The organism is Bradyrhizobium sp. MI1.10, from assembly GCF_055811035.1.
On record NZ_JBVVPN010000009.1, the window covers coordinates 120453 to 146477 of the forward strand.

At 62.9% G+C, this 26025-nt stretch carries 22 protein-coding genes and 1 pseudogene; 16 read left to right on the forward strand and 7 right to left on the reverse strand.

All coding sequences use genetic code 11. The features are described from left to right. Nucleotides 1–66: 66 nt before the first annotated feature. Entirely contained in the window at nucleotides 67–393 is a 327-nt protein-coding gene (locus tag AC0L3K_RS12045; RefSeq protein ID WP_473366065.1) for a hypothetical protein, read from the reverse strand. Next, nucleotides 393–1772 (reverse strand): AAA family ATPase, encoded by a 1380-nt coding sequence (locus AC0L3K_RS12050; protein WP_473366066.1) that lies wholly within the window; start codon nucleotides 1770–1772, stop codon nucleotides 393–395. The genes AC0L3K_RS12045 and AC0L3K_RS12050 overlap by 1 nt, the downstream gene beginning before the upstream one ends. A 250-nt stretch (nucleotides 1773–2022) precedes the next feature. On the opposite strand from AC0L3K_RS12050, the gene AC0L3K_RS12055 reads away from it, so the two are divergent. The 3 genes from AC0L3K_RS12055 to AC0L3K_RS12065 all read left to right on the forward strand — a co-directional run bounded on the left by AC0L3K_RS12055 (nucleotide 2023) and on the right by AC0L3K_RS12065 (nucleotide 5687). Continuing rightward, on the forward strand, nucleotides 2023–2445 hold the full coding sequence (locus tag AC0L3K_RS12055; protein ID WP_473366067.1) for a hypothetical protein: 423 nt from the start codon (nucleotides 2023–2025) through the stop codon (nucleotides 2443–2445). 384 nt (nucleotides 2446–2829) lie between these two features. Continuing rightward, the gene (locus AC0L3K_RS12060) at nucleotides 2830–5049 is read left to right on the forward strand and encodes a hypothetical protein (RefSeq protein ID WP_473366068.1); all 2220 of its coding nucleotides are present in this window, start codon (nucleotides 2830–2832) and stop codon (nucleotides 5047–5049) included. 215 nt (nucleotides 5050–5264) lie between these two features. Then, nucleotides 5265–5687 carry a hypothetical protein gene (locus AC0L3K_RS12065; protein WP_473366069.1) on the forward strand — a complete coding sequence of 141 codons (423 nt, stop codon included), beginning with the start codon at nucleotides 5265–5267 and terminating at the stop codon, nucleotides 5685–5687. Between the two features lie 439 nt (nucleotides 5688–6126). Here the strand turns inward: AC0L3K_RS12065 and AC0L3K_RS12070 are convergent. Beyond that, nucleotides 6127–6303 (reverse strand): annotated as a pseudogene (locus AC0L3K_RS12070) (non-homologous end-joining DNA ligase); the annotation flags it as partial. 108 nt (nucleotides 6304–6411) lie between these two features. Here AC0L3K_RS12070 and AC0L3K_RS12075 point away from each other — a divergent pair. Beyond that, nucleotides 6412–6606: a DUF3606 domain-containing protein gene (locus AC0L3K_RS12075; protein ID WP_279668556.1), complete on the forward strand. Its 195-nt coding sequence runs from the start codon at nucleotides 6412–6414 to the stop codon at nucleotides 6604–6606. Between the two features lie 33 nt (nucleotides 6607–6639). On the opposite strand, the gene AC0L3K_RS12080 is transcribed toward AC0L3K_RS12075, so the two are convergent. Then, nucleotides 6640–7539 (reverse strand): 3'-5' exonuclease, encoded by a 900-nt coding sequence (locus AC0L3K_RS12080; protein ID WP_473366070.1) that lies wholly within the window; start codon nucleotides 7537–7539, stop codon nucleotides 6640–6642. A 963-nt stretch (nucleotides 7540–8502) separates the two neighbouring features. On the opposite strand from AC0L3K_RS12080, the gene AC0L3K_RS12085 reads away from it, so the two are divergent. The 9 genes from AC0L3K_RS12085 (at nucleotide 8503) to AC0L3K_RS12125 (ending at nucleotide 21209) form a co-directional block, all read left to right on the forward strand. Then, a complete protein-coding gene (locus tag AC0L3K_RS12085) occupies nucleotides 8503–9240 on the forward strand; it encodes a sigma factor-like helix-turn-helix DNA-binding protein (RefSeq protein WP_473366071.1) in 738 nt (245 codons plus the stop codon). A 91-nt stretch (nucleotides 9241–9331) separates the two neighbouring features. Continuing rightward, nucleotides 9332–9841, forward strand: coding sequence for a hypothetical protein (locus AC0L3K_RS12090; RefSeq protein WP_473366072.1), 510 nt, complete (start codon nucleotides 9332–9334; stop codon nucleotides 9839–9841). After that, nucleotides 9842–13180 (forward strand): ATP-dependent helicase, encoded by a 3339-nt coding sequence (locus AC0L3K_RS12095; protein ID WP_473366073.1) that lies wholly within the window; start codon nucleotides 9842–9844, stop codon nucleotides 13178–13180. 172 nt (nucleotides 13181–13352) lie between these two features. Further along, nucleotides 13353–13823, forward strand: a complete 471-nt coding sequence (locus AC0L3K_RS12100) for a hypothetical protein (protein ID WP_473366074.1) — start codon at nucleotides 13353–13355, stop codon at nucleotides 13821–13823. Continuing rightward, complete coding sequence (locus AC0L3K_RS12105; protein WP_473366075.1) at nucleotides 13823–14299, forward strand: DUF7665 family protein; 477 nt, start codon at nucleotides 13823–13825, stop codon at nucleotides 14297–14299. The genes AC0L3K_RS12100 and AC0L3K_RS12105 overlap by 1 nt, the downstream gene beginning before the upstream one ends. Further along, nucleotides 14247–14759, forward strand: a complete 513-nt coding sequence (locus AC0L3K_RS12110) for a hypothetical protein (protein ID WP_473366076.1) — start codon at nucleotides 14247–14249, stop codon at nucleotides 14757–14759. The genes AC0L3K_RS12105 and AC0L3K_RS12110 overlap by 53 nt, the downstream gene beginning before the upstream one ends. A gap of 52 nt (nucleotides 14760–14811) precedes the next feature. Further along, a complete protein-coding gene (locus AC0L3K_RS12115; protein WP_473366077.1) occupies nucleotides 14812–16167 on the forward strand; it encodes a hypothetical protein in 1356 nt (451 codons plus the stop codon). Nucleotides 16168–16428: 261 nt separating this feature from the next. Continuing rightward, nucleotides 16429–17709 (forward strand): metallophosphoesterase family protein, encoded by a 1281-nt coding sequence (locus AC0L3K_RS12120; RefSeq protein WP_473366078.1) that lies wholly within the window; start codon nucleotides 16429–16431, stop codon nucleotides 17707–17709. Then, on the forward strand, nucleotides 17709–21209 hold the full coding sequence (locus tag AC0L3K_RS12125) for an ATP-binding protein (RefSeq protein WP_473366079.1): 3501 nt from the start codon (nucleotides 17709–17711) through the stop codon (nucleotides 21207–21209). Before AC0L3K_RS12120 ends, AC0L3K_RS12125 begins: the two co-directional genes overlap by 1 nt. A gap of 327 nt (nucleotides 21210–21536) precedes the next feature. Here the strand turns inward: AC0L3K_RS12125 and AC0L3K_RS12130 are convergent, their stop codons facing one another. Together AC0L3K_RS12130 and AC0L3K_RS12135 are read right to left on the reverse strand one after the other, a co-directional pair. Next, nucleotides 21537–22559, reverse strand: a complete 1023-nt coding sequence (locus tag AC0L3K_RS12130; RefSeq protein WP_473366080.1) for a hypothetical protein — start codon at nucleotides 22557–22559, stop codon at nucleotides 21537–21539. A gap of 25 nt (nucleotides 22560–22584) precedes the next feature. Then, a complete protein-coding gene (locus AC0L3K_RS12135; protein ID WP_473366081.1) occupies nucleotides 22585–23133 on the reverse strand; it encodes a cyclin-dependent kinase inhibitor 3 family protein in 549 nt (182 codons plus the stop codon). Between the two features lie 142 nt (nucleotides 23134–23275). Here AC0L3K_RS12135 and AC0L3K_RS12140 point away from each other — a divergent pair, with 142 nt between their 5' ends. After that, nucleotides 23276–23722, forward strand: coding sequence for a hypothetical protein (locus tag AC0L3K_RS12140; protein ID WP_473366082.1), 447 nt, complete (start codon nucleotides 23276–23278; stop codon nucleotides 23720–23722). Here AC0L3K_RS12140 and AC0L3K_RS12145 read toward each other — a convergent pair. Further along, a complete protein-coding gene (locus AC0L3K_RS12145) occupies nucleotides 23656–24021 on the reverse strand; it encodes a 3'-5' exonuclease (RefSeq protein WP_473366083.1) in 366 nt (121 codons plus the stop codon). The genes AC0L3K_RS12140 and AC0L3K_RS12145 overlap by 67 nt on opposite strands. An 83-nt stretch (nucleotides 24022–24104) precedes the next feature. Between AC0L3K_RS12145 and AC0L3K_RS12150 the strand changes: the two genes are divergently transcribed. Continuing rightward, complete coding sequence (locus tag AC0L3K_RS12150; protein ID WP_473366084.1) at nucleotides 24105–24251, forward strand: hypothetical protein; 147 nt, start codon at nucleotides 24105–24107, stop codon at nucleotides 24249–24251. Between the two features lie 376 nt (nucleotides 24252–24627). Further along, on the forward strand, nucleotides 24628–25602 hold the full coding sequence (locus tag AC0L3K_RS12155; RefSeq protein WP_473366085.1) for a DNA cytosine methyltransferase: 975 nt from the start codon (nucleotides 24628–24630) through the stop codon (nucleotides 25600–25602). The last annotated feature ends 423 nt before the right edge of the window (nucleotides 25603–26025 follow it).

The window sequence follows — 26025 nt, forward strand, 5'->3', positions numbered from 1 at the left end:
GTTTTTCGGCATCCCTCCCGAGCAATTTAGATAACGCGTCTCTTGTGAAGTGAAGGCCGTTTAGCCTCATTCGTCTTCGATCCCTTCGAGCGGGATCGGATCGCCAGCCGGCTGGCCGAGCGCGTAGATCCTGTTGTGCGTCCGGACGAACCTGAACTTGCGGTCGAACCAGGCCACGGCGCTGGTCTTGATAGCATCGCCATCGGCGTGGTCGTGGTGCTTGTAGACGTTGCCGTAGACGAGCAAAACGAACTCCTTTCCTCTGCGTCCAATGCGCGCCTCCCAGTCCTCTAGACGCGGCGCGCGCAGCATCGCCAGCGGCGAGGGCATCTCGCCGCAGGTGTAGGACTCCATGTCGCGCAGCAGGTCGCTCCTGGCATCGGTCTTCGTCATCAGTGCCTCATCGCATGCTGATCGCGGGCCTCTAGCGTGGCTGTGACGATCTTCTGGAGGGCCCTCATCGAGAACTTCGACCGCCCCCAGGCCTTGCCGATGATGGCAAGTTCGTCCGCCGCCAGCGGCTCGTCGCCGGCGCGGGCCTCGTCTTCGGCGGCGAGATCGCGCATCACGTTGGCGGCGAGCGCCGGCAGGTGCGCCAGCGTCGGCGTGGGCACGCGGATAATCCGGTACCGGTCGCGCAGCGGCGCCGGCAGCGGATCGACGGAGTTGGCGGTCGCGCAGTGATTTACAAAACTGAGGTCTAGTTCGGCATCCAATGCGGCATCACGAAAGCGCGCTGATGTCTCCCTCTCAAGGTGGCTGAGTAGGACGCTCCAGAGCGCGCCGTTCCGTGGGTTGGCCGAGGCCTTGCAGAGCTCGTCTACGGCCGCGATCGGGTTGGCGATCTTGTAGGCCTGCACCGCGCGCGCAGGCACACACGGCGTGCTCTCGGACCAGCCACGGGGCGTACCACCGTAGCCGACGCCGTCGCTTGAGCTTCCACCATCGAATCTGAAGACACCGATCCCAAGCAGGTCGCCTAGGCGGCGGATCATGCGCGACTTGCCGCAGCCAAATGACCCGACCAGGATCGCCGGCTTCATGCGCACGGGCTCGCCCTCGCGCAGATCGCGCAGCAGCAGGTCCACCGCAGTGACAGCGTGCGGATACTCGGCGCGCAACGTCGCGCGCACGGCCGCGAGGTCGCGCGCGACCACCAGCGGCAGCGCGGCGTCGAGGATTTCCTTCCACGCAGCGTGCTCACCCTTGAGCTTGGCGGCCTTATCCTTGGGCATGACCACGAGCGTCGGTAGGCCAAGATCGGCGAACAGCGATTGCGACGTCGAGATGGGCCCGGCCCACATCGCGAGAGGCGGGTCGTTGTCGTCGTCGCGTTTCTGCGCCTCGAGGTCGGCGATGCGGAAGATCGAGACCGCCGCTTCGGGCCACTTGCCCTCCGCAGCGCGCCACCAGACGCGGATGCGCGCGCGCACTTCGGCGTCGTCGTCTTTCGGCAGGTCGGCGGCGTCGAGCGCGAACTGCAGCTGAGGCAGGACGCCCCAGAATGTGTGTGGCTGCCGCGGGTTCACCGTCAGCATCGACCACGCCAGCGCCAGCGCCCCAACGGCGGGCGAGCCGTCGGCATAGAGCGCGTCGACTGCGGCTTGGATTTCCTTGCGCACCGCCTTGCGGTCGTCGGACGCGTCGAGCAGCGCCAGCGAGCGTGCCGGCCCAAGCAGAATTTCCGAGATCGACCGCAGATGAGCGAAGGCGTCGTCCCACCGTGAGAACGTAAGCAACTGCAGGGCCGGGTGGTCGTATCGCGGCCTCATCGGAGGCGCTCCGAAGTGGCTGCGAGGTGTAAGATAGCGTGCGATAGCGCATCCTGGGGGGGTCCCTGCCGTGCGGTGCGCGGCGGCGCGCTCTCGGCGCGGTCCTCGGCGACCAGGCGGAGCAGTTCGGCACGGTCGGCGTCGCTAGACGAATCCTTCGAATCCATGTTCTATCGCTCCGGCGTTCGTGGTCCACGTGACGCCGCACTGTACATACAGTGTTACAACACATCCAGGGTTTCTCGGAGGCATGGTGAAGGATTCGAAAACGCGCACCTCGAAGCTGCCGCGGCCCTCCCGTCCATCCGGCGCCGACGACACGGCGCGCGAGGGACGTCTGGTCACGCGGATGCACCAGCCCTTGCTCGACCTCGTCGACATCCGGGCTCGCGAGCGGGGCGAGAGCCGCTCGAGGTACATTGAGAGACTGTTAGTCGCCTACCTGTCGGCGGACCCCCGGAATCCCCGGCTCGACCCTCACGGTCGAATCCTGACGGACGGCCCGCCGATCTCCAAGGCCGGCGACCCGGTGCGTTTCGGGGCCGCCTGGAGCCGATGGGTCGCCCTCAACGAAAATCTTTTGGGGATACGGGTACCCGACAGCGGGCTCGATGAGCCGGCGGAATACGTTGATGAGACGCGCGCGCAAATGAGGCGCGACGGCCATAGGTGAGGCAAGACTGTGGCTGACGTTCCGAGAGTCGAATTGTCGCGTGCACGCCGAAATTCGGGCGATGCCTGCGGCAGAGGCGCTCCCCGAATCCAATGGTGGCAACGTCAGCCATCAATTCGAGTCTTTGATAATTCGACTCTCGTAATATCATCTCGAATGCGTCCGGATGCGGTCCCAATCCTGTGCGGCATCATTATACCGTCAAGCACCGTCAGAAGTTGCTACCACTAAGCCCTTGCCACAGCTAGCGTATTTCGAATCCTTGCTTGACTTCGGCCTTCGCCCGGGCAAGGATTCGCGTCCATCTCACCCGCGGACCCGATGCTGCACCTTAATCCTACCGATGCGATCGATCACGCTGCGCGCTGCGCTGCGGATGACCCGTTGCTCGATATCGGGTGGAAGACCGGGCCCGTCCGCCAGGCCGAGGTCGACCCGCCGCCGGCCCCGAACGCGAGGGTCCGTGGCGGCGGCATGCTGACCATCCTACCGGGCGATATCCCCTGTCCCGACGTCAGCAAGCCGGTCCCATACGAGGCGCCTGAGCCGCGCAAGATCTTCCGCCACACGCCGGTGATCACCCGTCGCGTCGGCGACCGCGTCGAGCGCGTCACCGGTCCGGTCCAGCCCGTCGTCCCGCACACGGACGCCTCGACGGCCGAAGGGTGGCGTCGGTTCTTCGACGTCGAGGAGCGCGCGAGGAACGCCGTCATCGAGAAGGCGAAGGCGGTCGCTGCTGAGTGCCAGGCATTCTGGCAGGCTCGCGAAGACAAGGTCGAGGCCGAGCATCAGGCGCGCTGCAAGCGCGCGCTGGAGAAGGGCCGTCCGCTGCCCAAGCGACCGGAACCGAAGACGCCGCCCCCGGGCTGGGAAAACTACATCAAAGATCCGGAACTGCTGGCGCACATCCTGGCCGCCCGCAGCTCCGCTCAGCGCAAGGCCCGCATCCGCCGCGCCACACTCAGCGGCTGGTTTGCCGACCGAAACTACGCCCCTGCCGTTGAGGAATTCCACCACGAGGACGGCACGCCCGCGCCTGCGATGCGCAGCTGGCTCAACCTGATCACGCTCAAGCTGTTCAATGGAGCGCTCGAAAAGGGCCGCGGAGTCACCTACGGCATCGACAAGACGGTTGAGCTCACCGGCTCGGACCGCATCTGGGCGCTCGACAGCAGCCATGTCGTGCTCGACAAGTGCCGCTGCACGGCCTTCGTCGTCGATCTCGACGGCTGGTGGGTGGACATGGCCGCGCTACGCGCCGATCTCCGCAAGGTGCTGACGCCCGAGTTCATGCCGAATGCCATCACCTATCGCGGCCGCGAAGAGGACGGCACCGGCGTCGACGGGGCGCATCTCGTCTGGATGCTGCCGCCGGGCGCGCGCGTCCTGGGCTTCAGCAAGCAGAAGCAGCGCAAACTGCACGAGATGATCCAGAAGGCAATCGTCAATCTGCTGATCCCGATTGGCGCCGACGGCGGCCACACCAACATCAACAAGACGAAAAACATGCTGGCCATCGGCTGGAGCATCGAGGTCTGCGACGACTACTTCCAGACGATGGATGCCTGGCGCAAGTTCCTGCCGACGCTCAACTGCGACCGCCGCGACATGATCCGCCGCACCAAGCTGCACAAGGCCTCCAAGGAGACCGGGGCCGACCCCAAGGAATCGCTCGCGATCTGGCACGACGGCTGCACCTACCGCCGCCTCTACATCAAGTCCGCCATGGCGACACAAGATCCCGCCTACCTCTCTGCCGTCCGCAAGTGCCGCCCCGGCCAGGTGCTGCCATTCGCCGACTGGCTGTATCGCCAGACCGACGGCGTGGTGACCCAGCGCCTGATCGAACTCCACGGCGACACCAAGGCGGTCAGGTCAGTGATCGCCGCCCAGCGCGAGTTCGTCCTCCAGCTGGGGCAGACCCCCTCCGAGATCGGCGAGTTCTGCAACCGCGGCCGGGACGCCAAGGACAACGAAGACCTCGAGCCGCTGCCGCCCACGGCGACCGCCGCGGAGCGCAAAGCCCGCGAGGACCTGATCAAGGGGCGGGCCGGCACCTCCACCCAGCAGCACAAGATGCGGGTCAACCGCGGCCTCATCGCCGAGGCGATCGAACGACGCCTGTCCTCCGGCGTCCCCGTCGTCAAATCCGAGATTGTCCACGAGCTCATCGACGCCGGAATCGTAAAGCGGGCAACGGCTTACGACCATTTCGATGACGTTCTCCTGATTGTCCAGCAGGCTGCAAGATATCAAGTCCACCCTCAGACCTCAGATCAAACGCAGCCCAGCCAGTCTATCGAGTCTTCGCCCGTCACCCCGTCCGAAGGGGCCGTCACCGTCGATCCGGTCACGGTCCCGGCCAAGCCCGTGCGGAATCCGGCCCAAACCATCGTCTACCCTGCCTGGGTCGTGGACAAGGACTCCATGACGCTGTGGGAAGAGGCCTGCCGCCAGCGCGATGACTGGGCCGTGGCCGTGGCCGCATGGCGCGCAGCGAAGGCCCGTCGCCGTCCCGACGATGGAGTCGACTTGGCCAACGATCCGGCGTTCCGGGCGCTCGTTCTCGACCGTTCCTCCTGGGCGGGTCGCCGTCGGCATTGAGCCGACTTCCGGTCGTCCGGCCCGAGCCTCGATCATCCTTTCCTGCCGGTCATCCGGTCGCGTCCGCAGGCCTTCCCAGGCGCCAGCGCCAAGCAGCCGGTCACCCCTGCGGAGCCCCGGTCATCCGGACCACCCGTTCAATCCTTGCTCTTTTCAGCCGGTCACCGTAATTCCACGAGGGACAGTGTCGACACGGTGTGTCAGCGGGGATTGGAATGAGGTCCGACGAAATCAACAGGATCGTTGCATCGATCGACGAGACCAGGAAGGCGGAGCATTTCCGGAATCCGGACCGCCCGGACGGAAAGTTCGTCAAGCGCATGGCCCGCGTCCCGCCGGAGGTGGTCAAGGCTCAGGCGCGCCTGCGCACGGCGCACTGGCGGACGAGGCTGGACGCCCGGCGCCGGCCGACCCTCGACCAGGTGGGCCGCGCGCTGGCCGTGGCGTTCGCCGCGCATCCGGACTTCCGGGCGATCTACAAGCTCGAAGGCACGATCCTGGAACGGGCGATGGAAGACCTGCAGGCCCGTGGATTCTCGATTTCGGAGGCGCAGGACGTGCTGCGCAAGCTGCGTCGAAAGCTCGTCGGACCGGATAACCGGAAGGCCGATAAGTCCTGCCAGCACATGAAGCGTTGACGCATGGACGCGCAGGATCGGAAAATCTTCACGCACCCCGGTGACGTGTGTAGATCCGCGGGCGAAGCCCGTGCAGCCCGACCCCGGTCGACCTCCTGCGCGGGCTTTCGCTTGTCGTGTTCTTGCCGTGACCAGTCACAAACTGCGGTAGTTTGATGGATTCCGCTCTGGCCTTGTTCGGGCATGAGCGACAAACCTTTTCCGAAGACCGCGGCCGAGCGCAAGCGCGCGCAGCGCCAACGCATGCGCGAACGCGGTTAGCCGGACGTTTCGACGTTCAATGCGGCGCTCCGCGAGCGCGTCCTCGGCCTCTACCAGTCGGGTGAATTGTCAATCAAGATCCCGGACCGCGTGCAGGCCGTGGTGCAGCGTCTGGCCGTGGCGGGCGTTGCCTGCGGACATTTGCAACCTTCGCTTGCGGAAGGTAGAGGTGGCGGCTGACCGCCTCGTTGTGGAGATGGACCTGCACGCGGTAGCCGTCGAACTTGATTTCTTGAATCCATCGGGACCCGGATGGCACCTTCTCGATCGAGGATGCCAAGGCCGGTTCGACGAAATCCGGAAACGGTGCCTTCTCGCCAAGGGCGGCGTCCGGCTTCTTACGCTGAAACGCCACGGACAAACTCCACGCAACGGTGATTCAAAGTGGCACAGACGGAATCGTTCCGGAACCGGCGAATCCTTGACGGCGTTGCACTGTCTCAAACACTTCGAGGAGAAAGCGATGGCTGCAGCGAAGAAGGCGACCAAGAAGACCGCGAGAGGACGCAAGCAGGACCGGGCGCGCGTCGCCGGCGGTCAGAAGTACGAAGTCGGCTATGAAGCAAAGAAGACCGGCCAGTCCGCGTCCGCCGTCAAGAAAGCGGTCAAGAAAGTCGGCAACTCACGCAAGCGGGTCGAGAAGGGTCTCGGGCGCTGACGCCCAAGTGGCGGCTACTTCCCGGCTGCCGCCTCAGATACGGCTGGAGAACCGGGTGAAGGCAGTCAGCGTCTGCAGACGCGGCTCGACGTCGCGCAGGTAGATCTCCGCCTTCAGGAATGCGAGCTCGTCGTCGACGGCGCACTCGCCGACGTCGACGTACCAGGACTTGGGCCGGCCATCCGTACCGTCGCTCCAGCGATAGCCTCGCCGTTTCAACGAATCCTTCAACTCGAACGGCGAGTGCTCCGCCCAGATCCGGACCGTCTTCCGGCGTGCCGTGTCGAGCAGGACGGCCAGCGCCGGCGCGCCGGTCGTCGGTAGGTCGAAGTCCAAGATCTCAAGCAGGGCGTGACAGTCGTCGACGGCACGATGCGCCTGGTGGAAGTAGCCGGCGCCGTTCAACAGGTAGCCGAGTTTCGCTCCATCGAAGCCGTGCTGGCGCCAATCGACCTCCGTCGCGGAGCATGCCCACGCCTTCTGTTCGAAGACCGGCCAGTAGCGTTCGGAAAATTTCCGATCGAACCGGCTATTGTGCGCGATGATCACGACCACGGAATCGTCGACGAAGGCGTTCACGGCGGCATCGTCGATCTTTTGGCCGGCCACCATTTTGTCGGTGATGCCGGTGAGCGCCGTTATCTCGGGAGGGATCGGCACTGATGGCTCGTTGAAGGCCGAGAAAGTGTCCCTGACCCCGGCGATCCTGCCGTCCGGCGTGTAGTCGAATTTGACCATCCCGAGCTCGATGAGTTCGTCCGTTCGGTGATCGAGTCCAGTCGTTTCAGTGTCCAACAGGATCCCGACCCTGGTCTCTTGCCCGATGGTTGGCGTGGATATCGACCGCGGGACGAGGCGCCGTAACAACCGGTAGTCCGTCGAGCGCCCCAATGCCTCGGCCATCGCGGCCAGTTCCGCTGCGTTTTGAATCATCTCTCTCGAGGTCAGCATACCCAGTAGCCCGGTTTAGTCGCACAATAGCGGGGGCGCCGGCCACGAGGTATCTGAAAAGCGTTCCATTCACGGTGCTTTCGGCTCATGTTGATCCGATTCAGCCGGGCGGAAAGTGTCCCGTGTGCCCGTGTGCATGGCGCTCGACGCTCCAAATGACAAGTTGTTTGGGGTCATGAAGCCGTGCTTCGGGTCTGAACTGATCAAGCGCAGGAAAGGGCTGATCGCCGGCCACGCGTGCCCAGTACCGGCACATCGCCTGCTGACTGATGGACTTCACATCGGTGTATTGCATGGGGCCCCAGCCTACAGACCACAACGTTAAGGAGCCGTAATTCGATTGGCCTTGAGCGCGCGACTATATGCCCACATAGCTCGGCGAAGCTGGCTTAGCGGAGGCGCCTTGGCAGGAGGCCAGTGGAACATCGGTGCCCACATCATTGGCGGATGGGCGAAAATTGGACCGGGAGTCCCTCCCTCTCCGCCATAATAAAACGGCTTCGAGAAAGCCCCGTAAAATAAGGTCTTGCTGCACGCCAGGTGCTTCTGGTGTGGCCCCAGGGCGTAGCCCTACGGTTCAGGCGGCCATCGATCCCGCCATGATGTCGTTGCGGTCGATACCCGATCGGCGGCGAAATCGTAGAGGCGGGAGCTCCATCTTTCGTCTTGTCGGTACCCGTGTCGCGATCTTCAGAGTATGTAGGTTGTATCTAATGGGCAACGACAACCAGGAGGCCCAGTCGCATGGTCTCCACATGTGCGATTCGTAAGGCAGAACTGCGAGGAGCCGCACGGCTGAATCACAATAAATCAAATCAAATCAGATAGTTGAGGTTTTTAGCCCCGTCTCTGCCGCCGTTGCTTTGAGAACAAAGATTTCTTCTTCCGGTTTCGCCGGGCTGGCCAGATCGAGTTGGCAACATGGACACTGCAGAGGAGAGCTCGGTGAAGCCACTCATCGGCAAGGACAAGGATGGTCGGCCTTACCGCCGCCACCGCGAGGTCGAGGAGGAAATCAAGGCCGTCCTTGAATGGCCCCTTCCGCAAGCCTTTGGCCTGGCCGCGGAAGGCAAGCTTCGGCCGCAGACGCTCGTCTACCTTCTCCGCAACTTCAAGCCGAATCGGCCCGGGTCGGAATACGATTCGCTGATCGTGGCGTTCTTTTCGAGGCTTCAGCGGTCGGGGGAGCCTCTTGTGCGGGGAATGTCGGAGCTCCATCGCGAACGTGTCCACGAGTTCGTCAAGGACAAGGCCCTCAGGCTCATGCAGTTGGATCGCCTCGACATCTTCGAGATGAGCTTCAAGACCGGGGCCGAGCGCCTCTACCTGACGGCAATCGCGGCTGTCCGTCTGCGCGCTCGGACCGAGATATCCCGCGAGGATCTCGTCGAGGCCGACTCCGAGGCGACCGGCGAGGAAACAGCCGACGCGCTCGGCTTCGTAGCCGATAGCTCGATGCCTCTCGCACAAGCGAGAGTCGAACTCAAAGAGGTCTTGGATCGCCTCACCGAAAAGGAGCGCCAAGCCGTCTTCTACGTCCTGCAGCTCGACCTTACCGAAAAGGAAGCAGGTGAAAAGATGGGCTGCAGCGATCGCAATATCCGGTACCTCCTCAAGAGCGCGCGGGAAAAGGCGCTCGCGATACCCAATTTGCGCGCGCGGCGAGCGCGGGAAAGAGCATAAAATGAGCGACAACCTTACGTCCATGGACGGGCTGGACGACATCTTGGCCCTGGTTCACGAAGAGCTCGAAGGCGGCGCCAGCGGAGATCGCGTGAAGGCGATCGCCGAGGCAAATCCTCAGGCCCGTGACGAAATTCTTGCTTTCGCGGAGGCTTGGTTCGCGAGCGATGGCAGCGATCTGTCCGACGATGCGCTCGGTATCGGACAGACGGTATCGAAACATGACATGCTGTTGGATCTGTTCTGGAAGCTATCAGACGCAGGATCGGAAGATCCGTTCAAGAATGCAGATATCGGCGACCTGGAAAGGATCGCCGCAGCCTGTCGGATCGACACTTCCATCCTCCGTCTGATCGTACGGCGATTCGTCGACGAGATGACCATCCCTGCGAAACTGATCGCTCTGCTCGCCGAGGCGACCGGCGCGCACGTGAAGGACGTTTGGTCGTTTCTGACGGCCGTTCCCACGGTAGCGACGGCCGATTATTTCGCGCCGGCCGGCCGAAGATCGGGCAGCCGCATCTCCTTCGCCGAAGCTATCCGCAACTCGGACCTCACGCCGGCCGACAAGCAGTTCTGGCTCGCTCATCTGGGAATCTGAATGGAACAGTTCGCCGCCATCCGCCTTCTAGCCCGATCGTTGAGGGCCGAAGCTGCCGTGGCCGATACCGAGACAGCTATCGAAGTCGCGCGCCAGGCGGCAGAGCATCTGGCGCTCAAGATCAGAGCCCTGCCCGCGGACGACGTCGAGCTCGAGGGAGCCCATGGCCTCCTCGATCGGCAGTTCAAGACCATTCTCGTGCGGAACGATCTACCGGAACCGGTTCTCGCCGAGGTACTCGCGCACGAGATCGGTCACTTCAAGATCCATGACGGCCCGGAGCGAGGCTACTATCCGCGCTCCGAAGCGAACGGCGGCGACCCGGGACAGCGGATCGAGACGTACGGCATCAAGGAAAGGCGCGAAGCGCAGGCAAACGTCTTCGGCCGCGAATTGGTGCTGCCGCGATATCTGGCGAAGAGTCTGTTTATAGGAGGCAAGCCGGCGTCGCGCATCTCCCTCGACCTCAATGTACGCGATGAGACGACGCTGCAGCAGCTCGCCGACGGACTGCTTCTACCCGATGTGGCGCCGGTCGAAGCGGAAGAAAGGCCTGTCCCTCCCTGCGACGACTCTCAAAACCGCACGATCACCCACCGCGGCAGGCCAGCTCTCGTTCGGGCGGGTCCCGGCACCGGCAAGACGAAGACCCTGACTGCACGGATCGTCTCGCTGATCGAGGACGACGTGCTGCCGGCCAACATCCTGGCGCTCACGTTCTCGAACCGGGCGGCGCTCGAGCTTTCGGAACGAGTGCAATTGGCCGTGGGACCTAAGGCCGTCAACGTCTGGACCGGAACGTTCCACGCCTTCGGTCTAGACACGATCCGGAAACATCACGCGCTGTTCGGCGTATCGGAGGATCCGAGGATCGTCGACGCCAGCGAGAGCGTCGCGATGCTCGAAGAAGCTCTTCCGGCCCTGGAGATGAAGCACTTCCTCAACCTGCTGGAGCCTGCGCTCGCGCTACGCGACATACTGCGGGCGATCTCGCGCGCGAAGGACGAGCTCTGGAGCTGGGAAGACTACCAGCGCGCCGCAGCCGCGATGGAAGCTTCAGCGCGATCCGAGGATGAGCGCGTCGCGGCGGAAAAGGCCGGCGAGGTCGCCGTCGTATACGAGCACTATCAAAAGCAACTGATCGCCGACGGAGCGGTCGACTACGGCGACCTGATCATGCGTCCGACGATGATGATGCGCGGCGATCGCGATTTCCGCGACGCAATGCGCTCGAAGTTCACGCATGTGCATATCGACGAGTACCAGGACGTGAACCGCGCGAGCGCCATGATGGTCCGGGAGATCGTCGGTGATGGAGAGAATCTGTGGGCGGTCGGCGACGCGCGCCAATCGATCTACCGGTTTCGCGGAGCGTCGGCCGCGAACATCGCCAAGTTCGAGACCGACTATCCTAAAGGCTTGAGGGACGGGCTGGAGGTCAACTACCGCTCGACCAAGGAGATCGTTGACCTCTACTCCGGATTCGGGGGGACCATGAAGGTCCGCACGTTTGCGGGCGCTGCGGATCTTCGCGCAGAGAAGGGAGCGGGCGGAGAAAGGCCGACGGTCATCCAAGGTACCGACGCGACCGACGAGATGGACCTGCTCGCGGGATCGGTGCGCGAACTCGAGGCGAGCGGCACGGCTCTGCGGGATCAGGCGGTTTTGGCCCGCTCAAACGGGTCGCTCGCAAGGTTCGCCGAGGAGATGGAGGCACGCGGCATACCCGTGCTTTATCTCGGTCCTCTGTTCGAGCGCTCGGAGGTCCGGGATCTGCTGTCGATCCTTTCCCTCATAGCGGACGAACGTGGGACGGGTCTCGTCAGGATCGCGGAGCTGCCCGAGTACAAGGTGCCGATCGAGGATACCCTTCGCGTTCTCGGGTTAGCAAAAACGGCGGAGGAGCGCGTCTTCGACTACCTCCGGAAGCTCGAAGGGGTTGAGGAGCTCTCGCCCGCGGGTCGTGCCGGCCTCGTGCGCCTCGCCCAGCACCTGCAGGGAATTTCCCAAGGCACGACCGCGTGGCTCGCCTTGAGCCGTTTCCTGTTTGACCGAAGCGACTACATCAGGACCGTGCTTTCGGGCCAGACGCCGTCCGACGAACTCCGTCGGGTCGCCGTTCGACAGCTCCTGGATCTCCTGCGCAATATGCCCTCGCACGGTAGAGGATCGCCGATCCGCCGAGCGTTGAACCGCATCCGGCACATGATCCTGCTCTCCGACGAGCGCGATCTCAGACATCTGCCGCCTGAATTGGACGGATTGAACGGCGTCCGCCTCATGACCGTCCATGCATCGAAAGGTCTCGAATTCGAAGTCGTGCATCTTCCGGGCCTATACGCAGGGGCATTGCCGGCGCCGAACCGGCCGTCGGTCTGCCCGCCGCCGACCGGCATGGTCGATACGGAAGACGCCGATGCGCACGAGGCGGAGGAGGAATGCATCTTCTTCGTTGCGATGTCCCGGGCGAAGTCGCATCTGCGCCTTTACCGCCCGATCAGCCGCAACGGAAGAAACGCGAGTCCATCCCGTTTTCTCGAGCGCCTCGATGCGCCGCGGGCCGATCGGACCGCCGGGATTGTACGCACCATCCCCATGAGGACCTACGCCCCCATCCTGACGCCTCCGGCTCCGGCCGAACTATCCGCCGCCGACATAGAACGCTATACCGGCTGTCCGCGACGCTTCTTCTACGAGTCGGTGCTTCAATTATCCCGTCGTTCGCGAACTGGCGCTTATCTAGACGCGCACGGTTGCCTGCAAAGGGTCCTAAGATACGTTCGCGAACTGCCGCAGGGCGTCACGTACGACCGTGCCGAGGCGAAGGCGGTCTTCGAGCAAGCGTGGACGGACAGCAAGCTAGAGGAGCACCCTTTCGGCCCCGCCTACCGCAGGCTCACGACGGCGATGCTCGACCGCCTGCATCTATCGAGCGCAGGCGCGGCGAGCGGTAGCGGCGTCTTGTCGACGAAGATCGGATCCGAGACCATCAAGCACGACGCGGATCGCGTCATCCGCGAGGGCACGGCATCGGTAGTCCGCATAATCCGTTCCGGCCGTCAGTCAAAGCAAGACGCCGACCGACTGTCAGCAACGGTGCTCCTCAAGGCCGTCGAAGAAACCTTCGGTAAGACGGCGCGATTGGAGAATCACTACCTGTTAACCGGCACCGTGCTCAAGATCGAACAGACCAAGGCCAAGTTCGGCAAACGGATCGACGATTGCGTCGCCGCGATCGACGACATCCGCAACGGCAAGTTCGAGCCAAGGCCGGACGACTTTCGCTGTCCGCGCTGCCCGTATCTATTCATCTGCGCCGTCCCCGAAGCCCAAGCGTGACCCGGCCATGGGGTCTTGGCCAGACGCATGATCTATAGCGGCATGCTCTCGAATGCCGGTCGGGACGGGTCTCCGACAATTCTTTCGAGACGACCCTTTCCGCTTTTCCTCCCGTCACCCGATCCAGTGCTTAAGAGCGGCCATCGCCGGCTCCGAACACGGGATCGAAAACATGAAAACGATTATCTTCGTATCGGTCGAAGCCATGCCTCTCGACCGTCTCGAGTTGGAGGAGGCGGCGGTCGTCGCCGACCTGCTCCGCCTGCTCGAAGGCCGCGGCGTCGACACCGCGGAGCTCCTCATCTTCAAGGAAGGTCATGATGAACCGCTGGACCATCATCACCCGATCCATGGCCACGAAAATCCGATCTTCCATGCGCATCGGTGCCGCCGGGTCGATGTAACCGTCCACTACAAGACCGAGACGTTCCGCGATCACTTCGCGCCGTCGACGACCGTCGCACGCCTCACGCAATGGGCGGTCCAGAAGGCCCGCCTCGGCAAGGAGGAGGCCGAGGAGCACGTTCTCCAGATCAGCGCTACCCGGGTCCAGCCGCCGTTGAGCAGTCATCTCGGCAGTCTCGTCGCGCACGGCTGCACCGTGAGCTTCGACCTCGTGCGCAAGAAGCTGGTGCAAGGCTGATGGATACCTCCGTCGGCGCCGACGAACGGGCGTTCCGCATGCACGCGGAGCGCCCCGACTTCCAGATCGCGGTCATGAAGGGGCACTGGCGCGTGCTCCGCATCGCGTGGCCGCACGTCGACATCAGCGTCAAAGCGCGCGACGGAACCGAGTGGGGCTTTCGCTTCCTCGTCGAGGGCTATCCGGCCCGGCCGCCGAACGCCAGACCTTGCGCAGTCGAGACCGGCGCCCCCCTTCCAGGCCCGCTCTGGCCCAAAGGCTCTGGCAGATTCGCGGCAGTGTTCAATCCGAATTGGAATGAAGCCGCACTCTACCTTCCCTGCGACCGCCTTGCCCTCCCCGGCCACGACCAATGGGTCATGCAGCTTCCCGAACTGCTCTGGCCGCCAGTGCGCGGCATCATCCACTACTTGGAGATCGTCCATGATCTGCTCAATTCGTCTGGTTATTGCACGCCTGTTCGGCCGGCCGCCTGATCTGTCCATCGCTCCCCTTCTCTGGCAGGACCTTCTCGCCGGTCTCCGCGCTCGTGGCCTTGGACGGAGGGAAAGCGGCGCGTTCCTGCTGGGGCCGGTCGGAACATCGCGGCGGATCACATCGATCGTCTTCTACGATGAGATCGATCCGGCGGCCTTCGACACCGGCATCATCGTGATAGACGGCGGCTCCATGGGTGACTTGTGGCGCATCTGCCGGGAACGCGGCGAAGTCGTTCTCGCCGACGTCCACACGCATCCGGGCGAAGCAGGCCAAAGCGAGTCCGATCGGCTTCACCCGATGATTGCCGAACCCGGTCACGTCGCCTTGATCATCCCGCGCTTCGCGACGGAGCCCGTCAGGCTCCAGGAGATCGGTCTCTATCGGTATCTCGGCGGCTTCTGCTGGGACGCTCCGCGTCCGTCACTTCTGCACCCCGCTCTCAGCATCCACGGATAACATCATGTCCGAGCAAATCATCGACGAGCTCAACAGGTCCGCCAAGCTCTTCATGGACAACGGCGCCGCATCGACGGCTGAAGAGGCGACCGAAAAGCTGCGCGGGTTTCGCATGCACCTGGTCGTCGGGGAGGCGGCCTCCAAGAGCCCGACGCAGCAGGCAGCGTTTCTGACGGCTCTCAACTGCGGACGGCGCACCTTTCTCGGTGGCGTTTCCGTGTCCGGCGTGCTCGATGCGCCGTTGCTTTCGCGGGTCGCGGAGGGGCCTCTCCTGACGGACGCGGTCCGGGAGCTTCGCGGCATCATTGTCGCCGACATACCCGAAGGCGTTCCGATCGTCGGCATCGGCGAGTCCGCTCCGGTCGTCCACTCGCGCTTCGCCATCAATACGACCTTCGATGGGTGGCGATCCGGTGTCGTGCCCTCTGGTGCGCCCGGGCTCGACGAGAGTATCGAATTCACTCCGTCGGGCGTCCTGGCCGGCGCTTTGGCCGTGTCGGAAGTGTTCGCGCATGTCAACGGCGAGCCGATGGCCGGTCACCGCGCGATCGGCCTGTCGCTGTGGGATCAGGCGACGTCGGCCAACTGGCGGTCGGTGGCTTCGGACGGTCCTCGACCCACAGCTCTGCCGGCAGACTTCTGGCTTATCGGTCTCGGACACCTCGGCCAGGCGTTTCTCTGGACGATCGGCCTATTGAACTTCGCCGACCCCTCGTGCGTGCGGATGTACCTTCAGGACGACGACGTCGTCGGGCGTTCGACCGAAAGCACATCCATCCTCACGCGTGCGAACGACGACAAGCGGTCGAAGGCGAGGGTCTGCTCGCAATGGGCGGAGCGATGCGGATTCGTGACGAGGCTCGTGGAACGACGGTTCGATCGGGATCTTCGAGTGAGGCATGGCGAACCCCTTCTCGCTCTTTGCGGCGTCGACAATCCGGACGCGCGCAGAATCCTGGAAGGTGCAGGGTTCGCGACCGTCTTCGAGGCCGGGCTCGGAGCCGGCGTCGAGGACTTCCGGCTGATCCGAACTCACAGCTTTCCCGGGCCCGTCAGCGCCGAAGCGACTTGGCCGCGGGACGACGAAGAACCGGTCGCAAATTTCGAGGCCGGCAGGCCCCCGTCCTACGAGGATCTTCGAACGCGCGGCGAGCTCGACGAATGCGGGCTGGCACGGCTTGCGGAGGTCGCCGTGGGCGCACCGTTCGTCGGCGCCGCGGCATCGGCGGCCCTCGTCGCACAGATCGTCCGCCTGGTAGTCGACGGCAAGCGAGCCAGCGTCTGCAACTTGGATCTGAGGGCGCTTCAACATCGCAGCGTCGTGTATCGCGAAGAGACGGACATAGTGCTTTTCGCTACGGCCGCAGCATACGGCGAGGGACAGATGGCCCCTCGCGACCGATCGTGAGAGGTCTTTCGGCGGTCCGGGTTCGAAGCACCGGCCGCCCTCGCGCGGAGCTTCGAGGAATAGAGGGATAAGTTGCAATCTTCAGTTTATCGCAACCAACGCGAACACTACAAAGGCGCGGGAAGTTGTTCATCGCCGACGGCGGACGCTGAACCACGAACGCCCGGTTTCACTACTTGCGAATGTGTAACTCCATAAGAATTTATTCAACGTGTGGTGCTTGGAGCCCCGCTGATAACGCGAACAGGATGAGACATCGAGATGCCTGCCTACCGCTTCGTCCACGCCGCCGATATCCACCTGGATTCGCCGCTGCGCTCGCTGGCTCTACGGAATTCCGGGCTCGCCGAGCTGGTCGGCAACGCCAGCAGGGAGGTCCTGGTACGCATCGTCGAGCTGTGCATCGATGAGCAGGTGGACGCACTCCTCCTCGCCGGCGATCTCTACGACGGCGAACAAACCTCCATGAAGACGGCGCGCTTTCTCGCCGAGCAGCTTCGACGGCTGCATGCCGCGAACATCAAGACCTTCGTCATCCGGGGCAACCACGACGCCCTATCGAAGATCACGAAGGAGCTCGTCTTGCCGGAGAGCGTTCACCTTTTCGGCGGCCGGGCCGAAGCCGTCGAAATACCACGAGGTCGCGGAGACCGACCGATCGTGATGCACGGTCTCAGCTTCGCGAAGCCGCAGGCGCCGGAAGGCCTCTTGGCCAAATACCGCCCACCCGCGGAAGGAGCGGTCAACATCGGGCTGATGCATACCAGCCTGGACGGAACGACGATACACGACGTCTATGCGCCGTGCAGCACGAAGGATCTCGCCGATTCCGGATTTCGATATTGGGCGCTGGGTCACATCCACAAACGCTCGGCAACCGCTGGCTCCTGCACCATTGTAATGCCCGGCATTCCGCAAGGACGCGATATCGGAGAGAGCGGGCCCAAATCCGTTACGCTGGTCAGCGTCCTAGACGATGGGTCCATCGCTCTCGACGAGCGCATCGTCAGCGTCGCGCAATTCGAGCGCGTCTCCGTCAGCGTCGCCGGAGCTGCTTCGTGGACCGATCTCGCGCCCCGGATCGATGCGGCCCTCGGCGAGGCGACCGACAAATCGGCTTCCGACCATGTCGTCGCTCGTCTCGCTTTTTCCGGCACGACGCCGCTGGCCTGGAACATTCGGCGCGATGCGGATCTCCTGCGCACGGAGGCCGAAAGCCGCGCGGAAGCGATCGGCAACGTCTGGATCGAGAAGCTCGAAATCGACTGTAAACCGCCGAAGGCCCTCGACCCGGTCGAAAGCGCCGCTCCTCTCGACGTGCTTCGAAGGACCATGAACGAAGAGACCGCCGTCTCCGAGTCCTTTCGAGTGGAGGCGGACAGCATCGTCAGCGACCTGTTCGCGCAAATTCCGCCGGAATGCCGACGCGCCCTTGCGCCGGACGACCGCGGTTTAGCCCTGCTCGTCGAGCGGCTGGTCGCGGAGGGTACGGAAGAGGTACTCGCGCGGTTGGCCGCCGGCAGCGCGGATGGAGGACGTTGATGCGCATCAGGAAGCTCGGTCTACGGCGTTACGGCAAATTCACCGACGCGGTCGTCGATTTCGGTCAACGGAAATCCGGCGGCCCCGATTTACACATCGTGTACGGGCCCAACGAGGCCGGTAAATCGACCGCCATGTCGGCCTGCCTGGATCTGATTTACGGCATTCAACCACACAGCAGGTTCAACTTCCTCCATCCTTATCCCGCGATGCGGATCGAAGCCGAGGTGGAAAATTCCAGCGGGATCCGCAGTCTCGCCCGAATCAAGCGCCCGCAGAACAGCCTTCTGGACGATGCGGACCGACCGATTGCGGACGCGAGCCTGCTCGGCGAAATAGGAGGGCTCGACCGAAGCGCTTATCAGACGATGTTCTGCTTGGACGACGAGACGCTGGAGGCCGGAGGCGAAAGCATTCTCGCAAGCAAGGGCGATCTCGGTCATCTGCTGTTCTCCGCGACCGCAGGCCTCGCCAATCTCAGCCATCAACTCGGCTCGGCACAAGCGGAGGCGGATGTCTTCTTCAGATCCGGAAAGCGTACGGGAATTCTCGCCGACCTCAAGAAGGAGCTTGCGGTCCTCAAGGAGACCCGGGACGGAATCGACACGCTGGCATCCGAGTTTTCCCGTCTGGTCGTCGACCGCGACGATACGACCAAGGCCTACGAAGAAGCACTCGCCCAGCGCGGCCGCACGCAGGCCCGGATCGACGAGATTCAACGTGTTCTCAACGTCCTGCCCCGGCTGCACTCGCTACGTGGTCTCCGCACGCAGTTCGCGCCTCTGGCGGCGTTGCCAGACGCACCACCGACTTGGACCGCGGATCTCCCGGATCTGATGACGAAGCAGACCAAGCTGGCGACCCAGACCCAGACCGTGGCCGATGCGATCGAGGATCTGACGCGCGAACTCGAAGGACTCGCCGTAAACCACCCGGTTTATGGTCTCAAATCCCGCGCCGAACTGTTGACCGACGTACGCGCACGATACGTGACGGCGGAAAAGGACCTGCCCGACCGGCGCCTCCAATTGAGTCTCGCGGAGCAGACGGTCGCGCGCATCCTATCGCGCATCGACCGTGCGACTGAAGCGGACCCAAGGCGTCTCGTCCTGTCGACCACGGTCACGGGAGAACTTCGCAAGCTGATCGAACGACGGTCGGGCGTCGAAGCCGCGCTCGCGGGAGCCGAGGCCGAACTCGAAAAAGCCCGCAACGCTCTCACGGAGGCCGAGGAAAGGCTCGGAACGGACGACGGCGGCCTCGATGCGACGACGAGCCGGTCGTTGGCCGCGGCAATGGGCGTTGCTCGCCAGAGCGACGACTCGGCGCGCTTGCGAGCGGCCGATCGCATCCGCCAGGAGCGTGCTGACGAAATGGCCGACTGCCTGATCGAGCTGAGCCCTTGGGAGGGCGATGGAGACGCTCTTCTCAGCATACCGGTTCCTGCGCCGGACCAACTCGAGCATTGGGCATCGGCAGATGCGGAGCTTTCCGGGGACCTCGGCCGGCGGCAGGGAGAAGTCGATCGCCTAAGTGCCGAGGCGGCACAACTCGACGGCAAGATCGAAGCTCTCGGCTCCGCCGCAGGCGTCGTCAGCGACCAGGAAGCGGGGGCGGCCAGGTCCGCCCGCGAAGCCGCGTGGGCGGCTCACAAAAACGCGCTGGACGCGACGACGGCCGCGGCCTTCGAGACCGAAATGCGGAAATTCGACCTCGTCACGGAACAGCGGTTCGGCCATATCGAGGGCGTCGCCGAGCTAAATCGAGCGCTGATGGTCCGGGGCGAGGTCAGGAACGCTCTGGAGCAGACCCGTCAGAGGTTGCAGGAAACTGTTCGACGGCGCGCGGCGATCGCCGAGGAAATCAGACGATCCGTCGTCGAGATCGTAGGTGGGCTCGACGAGACGAGGGGTCTCGCCGGCCTGAAGCTTTGGCTCCGGAAGCGCGACCGGGCGATCGAAGTCCGCGGAAGACTGGCATCGGCCGAACGAGAGTTGAGGCAAGCGCATGCCGACGCGTCTCATTCGCGGGAGCGCATGGCAGATGCGCTCCGCTCGGCGGGCGTTCCGCTCCCGCAGCACGACGATGTCCCTGCTATGTTGGCGGCCGGTCAAGCGGCGCTGGACCGTGCGGTAGACGCCGCGGCCTTGCGGACTTCAGTCGACGATCGCCGGCGCGAGCTGAAGTCCCGCGAACGGAAGCTCTCGGACGCGCGACTGAACGACGAAAAGTGGAGCAGCGAATGGCGCCATGCCTGCGGGACGTGCTGGCTCGGCGAAGGGGACGTTGCGCCTGCGACCGTTGTGGTGCGAGAAACCTTGGAAGCGCTCGCGGATCTGGGCTCCGTCCTTGAGAAGAAGGCCGGTTTGACCGATCGCGTCGCGAAGATGGAGCGGGACCAAGCCCAATTCCGGGCCGAGGTCGAGGCTCTCGCCGCGTTGATCGGGCTGCCTTCCAGACCGTCCGACGTCATTGGCCTTTGCCAAGCCATTCTCGGGAGCGTCGCGGATGCTGCCAGAACACGCGATCGCCGACAGGAAATCGAAGCCCGACTTCTGACCGAACAGGAGAAAGCGTGCCGGCTCGCGGACGACTCGGCGATGGTGCAAGCGCTGACACAGCAGATGACGGATCTATGCGGTGTCTGCACCCTTGCCGAAGTCGACGGCTGCCTGCGCGCCATCGCGAGCAGATCCGACATCGCCTCGCGTCTGAACGCGGTGCGCGAAGAGATCCTCGCGGCGATGCAGCTCGAGACGATCGAAGAGGCCGAGAACGTTCTCGACGCGCTGGATCGAGGATCGCTCGAAGCCGAACTGATCGAACGGAAGGCGCGGTATGAGGACCAAGACAACCGGACTCGCGATCTTTTCGCCGCGAAAAACAAGGCAGAGGACAGGATCGCCGCAGTCGGCGGCGATGGCTCCGTCGCGGCCATCGACGCGAAGCGGCGTACGACGCTGCTGACCATCGAAGACAAAGCCGTCGCCTATCTCAAACTCAGGCTGGGTGCCGCGGCCGCCGACAACGCGCTGCGCGCCTACCGGGACCGTCATCGCAGCTCGATGATGGCTCGCGCCTCAGAATCCTTTGCGCTGATCAGCCGCGGAGCGTATTCGAAGCTCGTCACCCAGTCCTCCGGCGGAAGCGAAATCCTGATCGCGAACGGCGCGGACGGCAGCTCGAAGATCGCTTCGGAGCTTTCGAAGGGAACGCGGTTCCAGCTGTACCTGGCGTTGCGGGTAGCCGGCTATCACGAGTTCGTCCGAGCACATGCGCCGCCGCCTTTTCTCGCCGACGACATCATGGAAACGTTCGACGACTTCCGCGCCGAAGAGGCCTTCAGGCTGCTTGCCGGCATGGCTGGCGCAGGCCAGGTCGTCTACTTCACTCATCACCGGCATCTGTGCGAGATCGCCAAGTCGGTCGAACCGACGGTCACCATCCACAACCTCGAAAAGGATTCCGCTCTGCCCGACGTGACGCGATCCGCCGCATGACGGCATCCGTCGCCTGACCGAGCGGCGCGTCCTCCGGCACCGGCCCGAAGTTCGGAAACCGGCAGCCTCGAACGGCGTCATCGAGCCCATCGGTCGCGTCCGCGGACCGCGCGTACGTCCTGCGAAACGGAGGATGGCGTCAGGCGGCAAGCCACGGACGGGTTCGACGTGCAACCGGCTCGAAGCGCAATTCGAAGCTCCGGTGGCCGCATCTCCGGGCATGGCGATCCGACCGTATCTCGTTCCACGGACTGGGAAAAACGTTACAGCCGCATCGAGCGTGAATCGGCGTGGGCTCCGGGCGCCGATCGGTGTCATAAATGCTCGCTACAGCTCAAATTCTTTCACTATCTGGGCAAACCCGCGTGTAGGTGCTCCAAAGCTAACAATCATCACATCAAGTCTGAATCCAGTCATCATTTTAAGAGCCCGTCGCAACGCGCCATTTATCCAAGCTTCATCGTTGCCAAACGCGCCCCCGCCCAAACTCGTGAGCAGAACGATGTTTGATGCGCCGCGCTGAGCATTCAGGACCGCTGCCCACATTGTTGCTTCATAGGCCGCCTCCAGAACTAGAGAAGCAAATGCCTTCCAATGGCCCGAAGGTATATGGCCGTTGTAACTCACCGGGAGGGCGGAGCAGAATGCTTGCGAGACGATTGGCGCGGGAAGCTTGTCCCTTGCGTCGGTGACCTCTACGTCAGTGTGGAGGCCGATGCGCAGCTTTCCACGCAACGTTTCGACCTGGTCCGACGGAGCATCACGAAGATATTCCGCGATGGCATCAAGTCCACTTTGGCTGCATTGAGCGTAGCCATTCTTCATCTTCCAGAATGCCTCAATCGGCCTACCCAGAGCCTTGCTCAAGGCCGCTCCAATATCAGCCAACCCATCAAGCTGTCGTTCCTTCGTTTGGCCCTCGGCAGCGCCAACTCTGGCAAAGTAGTTGCGATAGATCGTGGCTGCGCCGGCGGCTATCGCACAAGCCGGGCCCTGAGTTCGGTCGTATTGATATATTGTGACGCCATCTTCCGGCGTTACGTTCGGCCCCGTCATCTCGAGCAGGTTGAACTGGGAAGCCACTTGGAACAGCGCACCCACGTACTCAGGCCGCCTGTGCATCTCCCGCACGTCGCCGGTCACCAAGGCTACATTGAGCCGACCCGATTGGTTACAACCAGATCGCGCTCGCTGGCGGAGTGTTTCTAGCGATACCAGTTCCAGCTCTCCGGCCCTGTAGCTTTTCCCATTTGGCAGGGATTTCAGTTGCTGCCCTTCGACCGCAAGCTTAGCGCGCGTGCCGGCATAGTCTATCTCTCGAAATCCCGTCAGCTTCTCAAACCAATCCAAGCTTCATCTCCAAGATCGTTAGCTCTCAAGGGATCGCTTTGGTCTGCCGGACGACTTCTTCCTGATCGGTGGTCTCAATCGCGCCTTTACGCGCAGCGCGGACAAGGCTTATTGCCTCTTCCGGCGTAACGCCGAGCTCGACTAGCAGACGTGCTGCGATCATCCCAGCTCGTCCGAGTCCGCCTTTACAATGAACCACAATGTCAGAGCCGCCACGCAACAGTTGCCGCACGCGTGTTCCATGCGTCACCCAATCCTTCTCGAATGCCGCGGTAGGTGTGTGATAGTCCTTGATTGGAAGGTGCAGCCACAGCATACCGCGAGATCGCACAGCGTCACCCAGCCGAGCTACTCGTAGCTGCTTTAACTCTTTCTGCTCCACTAGTGTCAGGACCAGCTTTGCTCCCCACTCTCTAATCGTATCGAGATCGAGGTCGAGATTCCGATGCCAGGCCCCAGTCGCGGCATCCAACTGGTACTTTCCTGGGCAGAAAGTGATGCCGATCCGGCCATGTGCTGACGTCGCCTGCACCTGGGCTATCTCAAGCGGGTGGGTTTCGCTGGTCCGTGCCAAAGCAAGTCTCCATTATTCAGAACACGCGAATTATCGGACCGGATGTCGTGAGGTGTGGCGGCGCCTTCCTACGATAGAAGATTTCTGTACAATCTTACCTCACTGCATATATTTGGCTAGTCGTCGGGAAGGGGTATCGACAATGAAGAAATTTACGATTGAAGATTTGAAGAACATGACACCGGAGCAGCGGACCACCCTCTATCAGAATGCGGTGAAGCGCCGTGAGGAAGGCGGGCAGGAGATAATTGACCTCATCGAAGCATCCGGTCTGTCGATGAGTTCGGGACATATGTTGTCGGACGATCCGGCCTATCTAAAAATGGTTGAAATAGTGTGGGGGACCGAAGGTCGGGCCGCAGCATTGGCAGCCACTGAGAAAGGTCTTCCGGCTCTTGCGGGCGTAGACCCGCTCATCAGTGCGGAGCTGGGAGATCAATATGGTCCTCATGATGGGGGCACTCTAAATGCCGGCTATATTCAAGCCGGTCTTATGCGTCACTTAGGCTTTGTTGAAGCCGGTCAAGGAAAAATGCCTGAAGGCTGCGTGGCCAAAACCGCCATGAAGTGGAAACCAAGATCAAAATAGCGCATCCAGCTCGGAGCGCCGCCAGGGCAGGTCCTAATTGGTTGTTGGCAGCCCTCGTCTAGAAACTCTGATACGGGATCGACACCCGAAACCAACAGATAATCTCGCGCACGGGTGCAAGCCACATAAAGCAACCGGCGCTCGGTGTCATAGACTTTCTGCAAATCCGCATCATCGCCTACAGCTTCGATACGCTCCTGCGACGGAATGATTTCGTCGTCGCAGGCCATCACGACGACGGTGCGAAATTCCAGGCCTTTTGCAAGGTGCATGGTGACGATTGAGACCTTGCCGCTCACTGTCTCGACTCGGTCCCACGGGACATCAACCTCGAGCCGAGGACGTTGGAGTTGTTTCTTTATATCGCGGGCGAAGCCAAACATTGGGACGGGATTCGGCAACGCGGTCGACCTCAAGGCCGGCGTCGAAATTCGTCGCCGCCTGCATGATGATCCTGGTGCCGATCTTCACCCTGATCGTGATGACGGCGCTCTTCATTGCGGCCGGGTTGGAGCCCGGTGCCGGCTAGTCCTGCGCCAGCCCCTTGAACGACGGATGCCGCAGATTGGTCCGCACGGGCCGATGCAGCAGGTGCGCACCTGGAATTCGCCACCTAGAGGCTCTGATCGCAGCAGAATTGCGGGGACAACGAATTCCCTCGCCGATGGCCGACTTTCACTCAAGCTTTCACTCAGCGAGTGAGGGAAAGTCCGAGGGAATGGCAGAAACCCCAGCAAAATGAGGGGTCGCGGTCATTTCCTTCTTCCTCCGGGCGCAATACTTCCTCGACTTTCACTCGGCTAGTCGGTCAACCGGCCTCGCCGAGTGGAATGGTTAGCGGCGTAGGGAAGCCAACTCGCCATAAACATCTTGCGCTTTTGCGGGCTTGGCTGCGGAAGTGAGCCATGACTTGCAAAGGCACATATTACAATGAGCATGATTCGAAAGCGGCCGATTGGCTCGAAGGACTCATTGCAGCTGGATCTATTCCTGCCGGCTATGTCGATCGACGCGACGTCCGCGACGTGCGTCCGGACGACCTTAAAAACTTCGTTCAGTGCCACTTCTTCGCCGGCATCGGTGGATGGCCGGCCGCCTTACGACAAGTTGGCTGGCGGGACGATCGACCGGTCTGGACCGCATCGGCCCCGTGCCAACCGTTCTCGCGAGCCGGTAAAAAGCAAGGATTCGCTGACGAGCGACATCTCTGGCCCGTCCTCGAATCCCTCATCGAGGCACGACGGCCTGCAGTCCTCTTTGGAGAACAGTCTGCGGACGCGACTGCGTGGCTCAATGTTGTGCGAGGTGGCTTGGATTCCATGGAATACGCCGTGGGGGCAATTCCGCTGGAAGCCGCGAGCGCGGGTGCGGAGCACCGCCGGGCAAGAATCTACTTTGTGGCCGACGCCGACGACGAGCAGCGGAGGCTCGAACAGCGAGAGCGCGGCAGTCGTCCGGAAGGGGCATGGGACGAATCTCGTTGGAGCGGTGAAGGCAAGCCTGTGGGGAACGCCTCGTGTGACGACGAACGGGGGGCGCGGCTCTCCGGACGCTCCGGACAAGGCACGCCTGGAAAACCAGGTGCAGGCGACGGTCTGGAGTGGGTCGTCGACAACAAGGGCAAGGCAAGGCGCGCTCCACCCAGAATTCACGGCCTGGTTGATGGGTTATCCGGCAGAGTGGCTCGACTGCGCGCCGATGGCGAAACGCGCATCTACTCGCGCGTCGCAGCACTGCGCGGATTCGGAAACGCACTTGATCTGAGGGCTGCCCGGTCTTTTGTTGCCTCCTGTATGGACTTTCTGGTGCCGCTTTTCATCGCGGCGGTAACCATGCTGGTTTTATTGGCCGGCGGCGCATTGCAGCCCGGCACCGGATGAGTATGTTTTAGAAGCCGCGTGCGCGCGGGTAAGCTCGGTGAGACGTTTAAGGGAAACGTTCGGGCTCATTTTCCGGGTCCGCCCGGGCAAGCTACAAGCGGTGAACGGCGTTTCATCCGCCTGATTATTCCGCGTTCGCGCGGGTCACGAAGCCCCGGCGAAAGCCGGGGTTTTTCGTTTTCATGCCGCTCGTTTCGCGCGCGCTGCCTGACGCACTGCCTTTTGCCGTCGATTGAGTTGTTCGAACAGCGCAGTGTGCCGAGTCAAAATCCATCCGGCGACGCCGCACAAGCACGCCCGACAGACTAACGTCCAGCTCTCGGCTGGCGAGGCTGCGTGAGGAGGGCGGCCTGAAACCGAAAACCCCGGCGGTGAGGCCGGGGCTTCGTCAACCCGCGCGAACGCGGAGCTTAGTCTGACCTG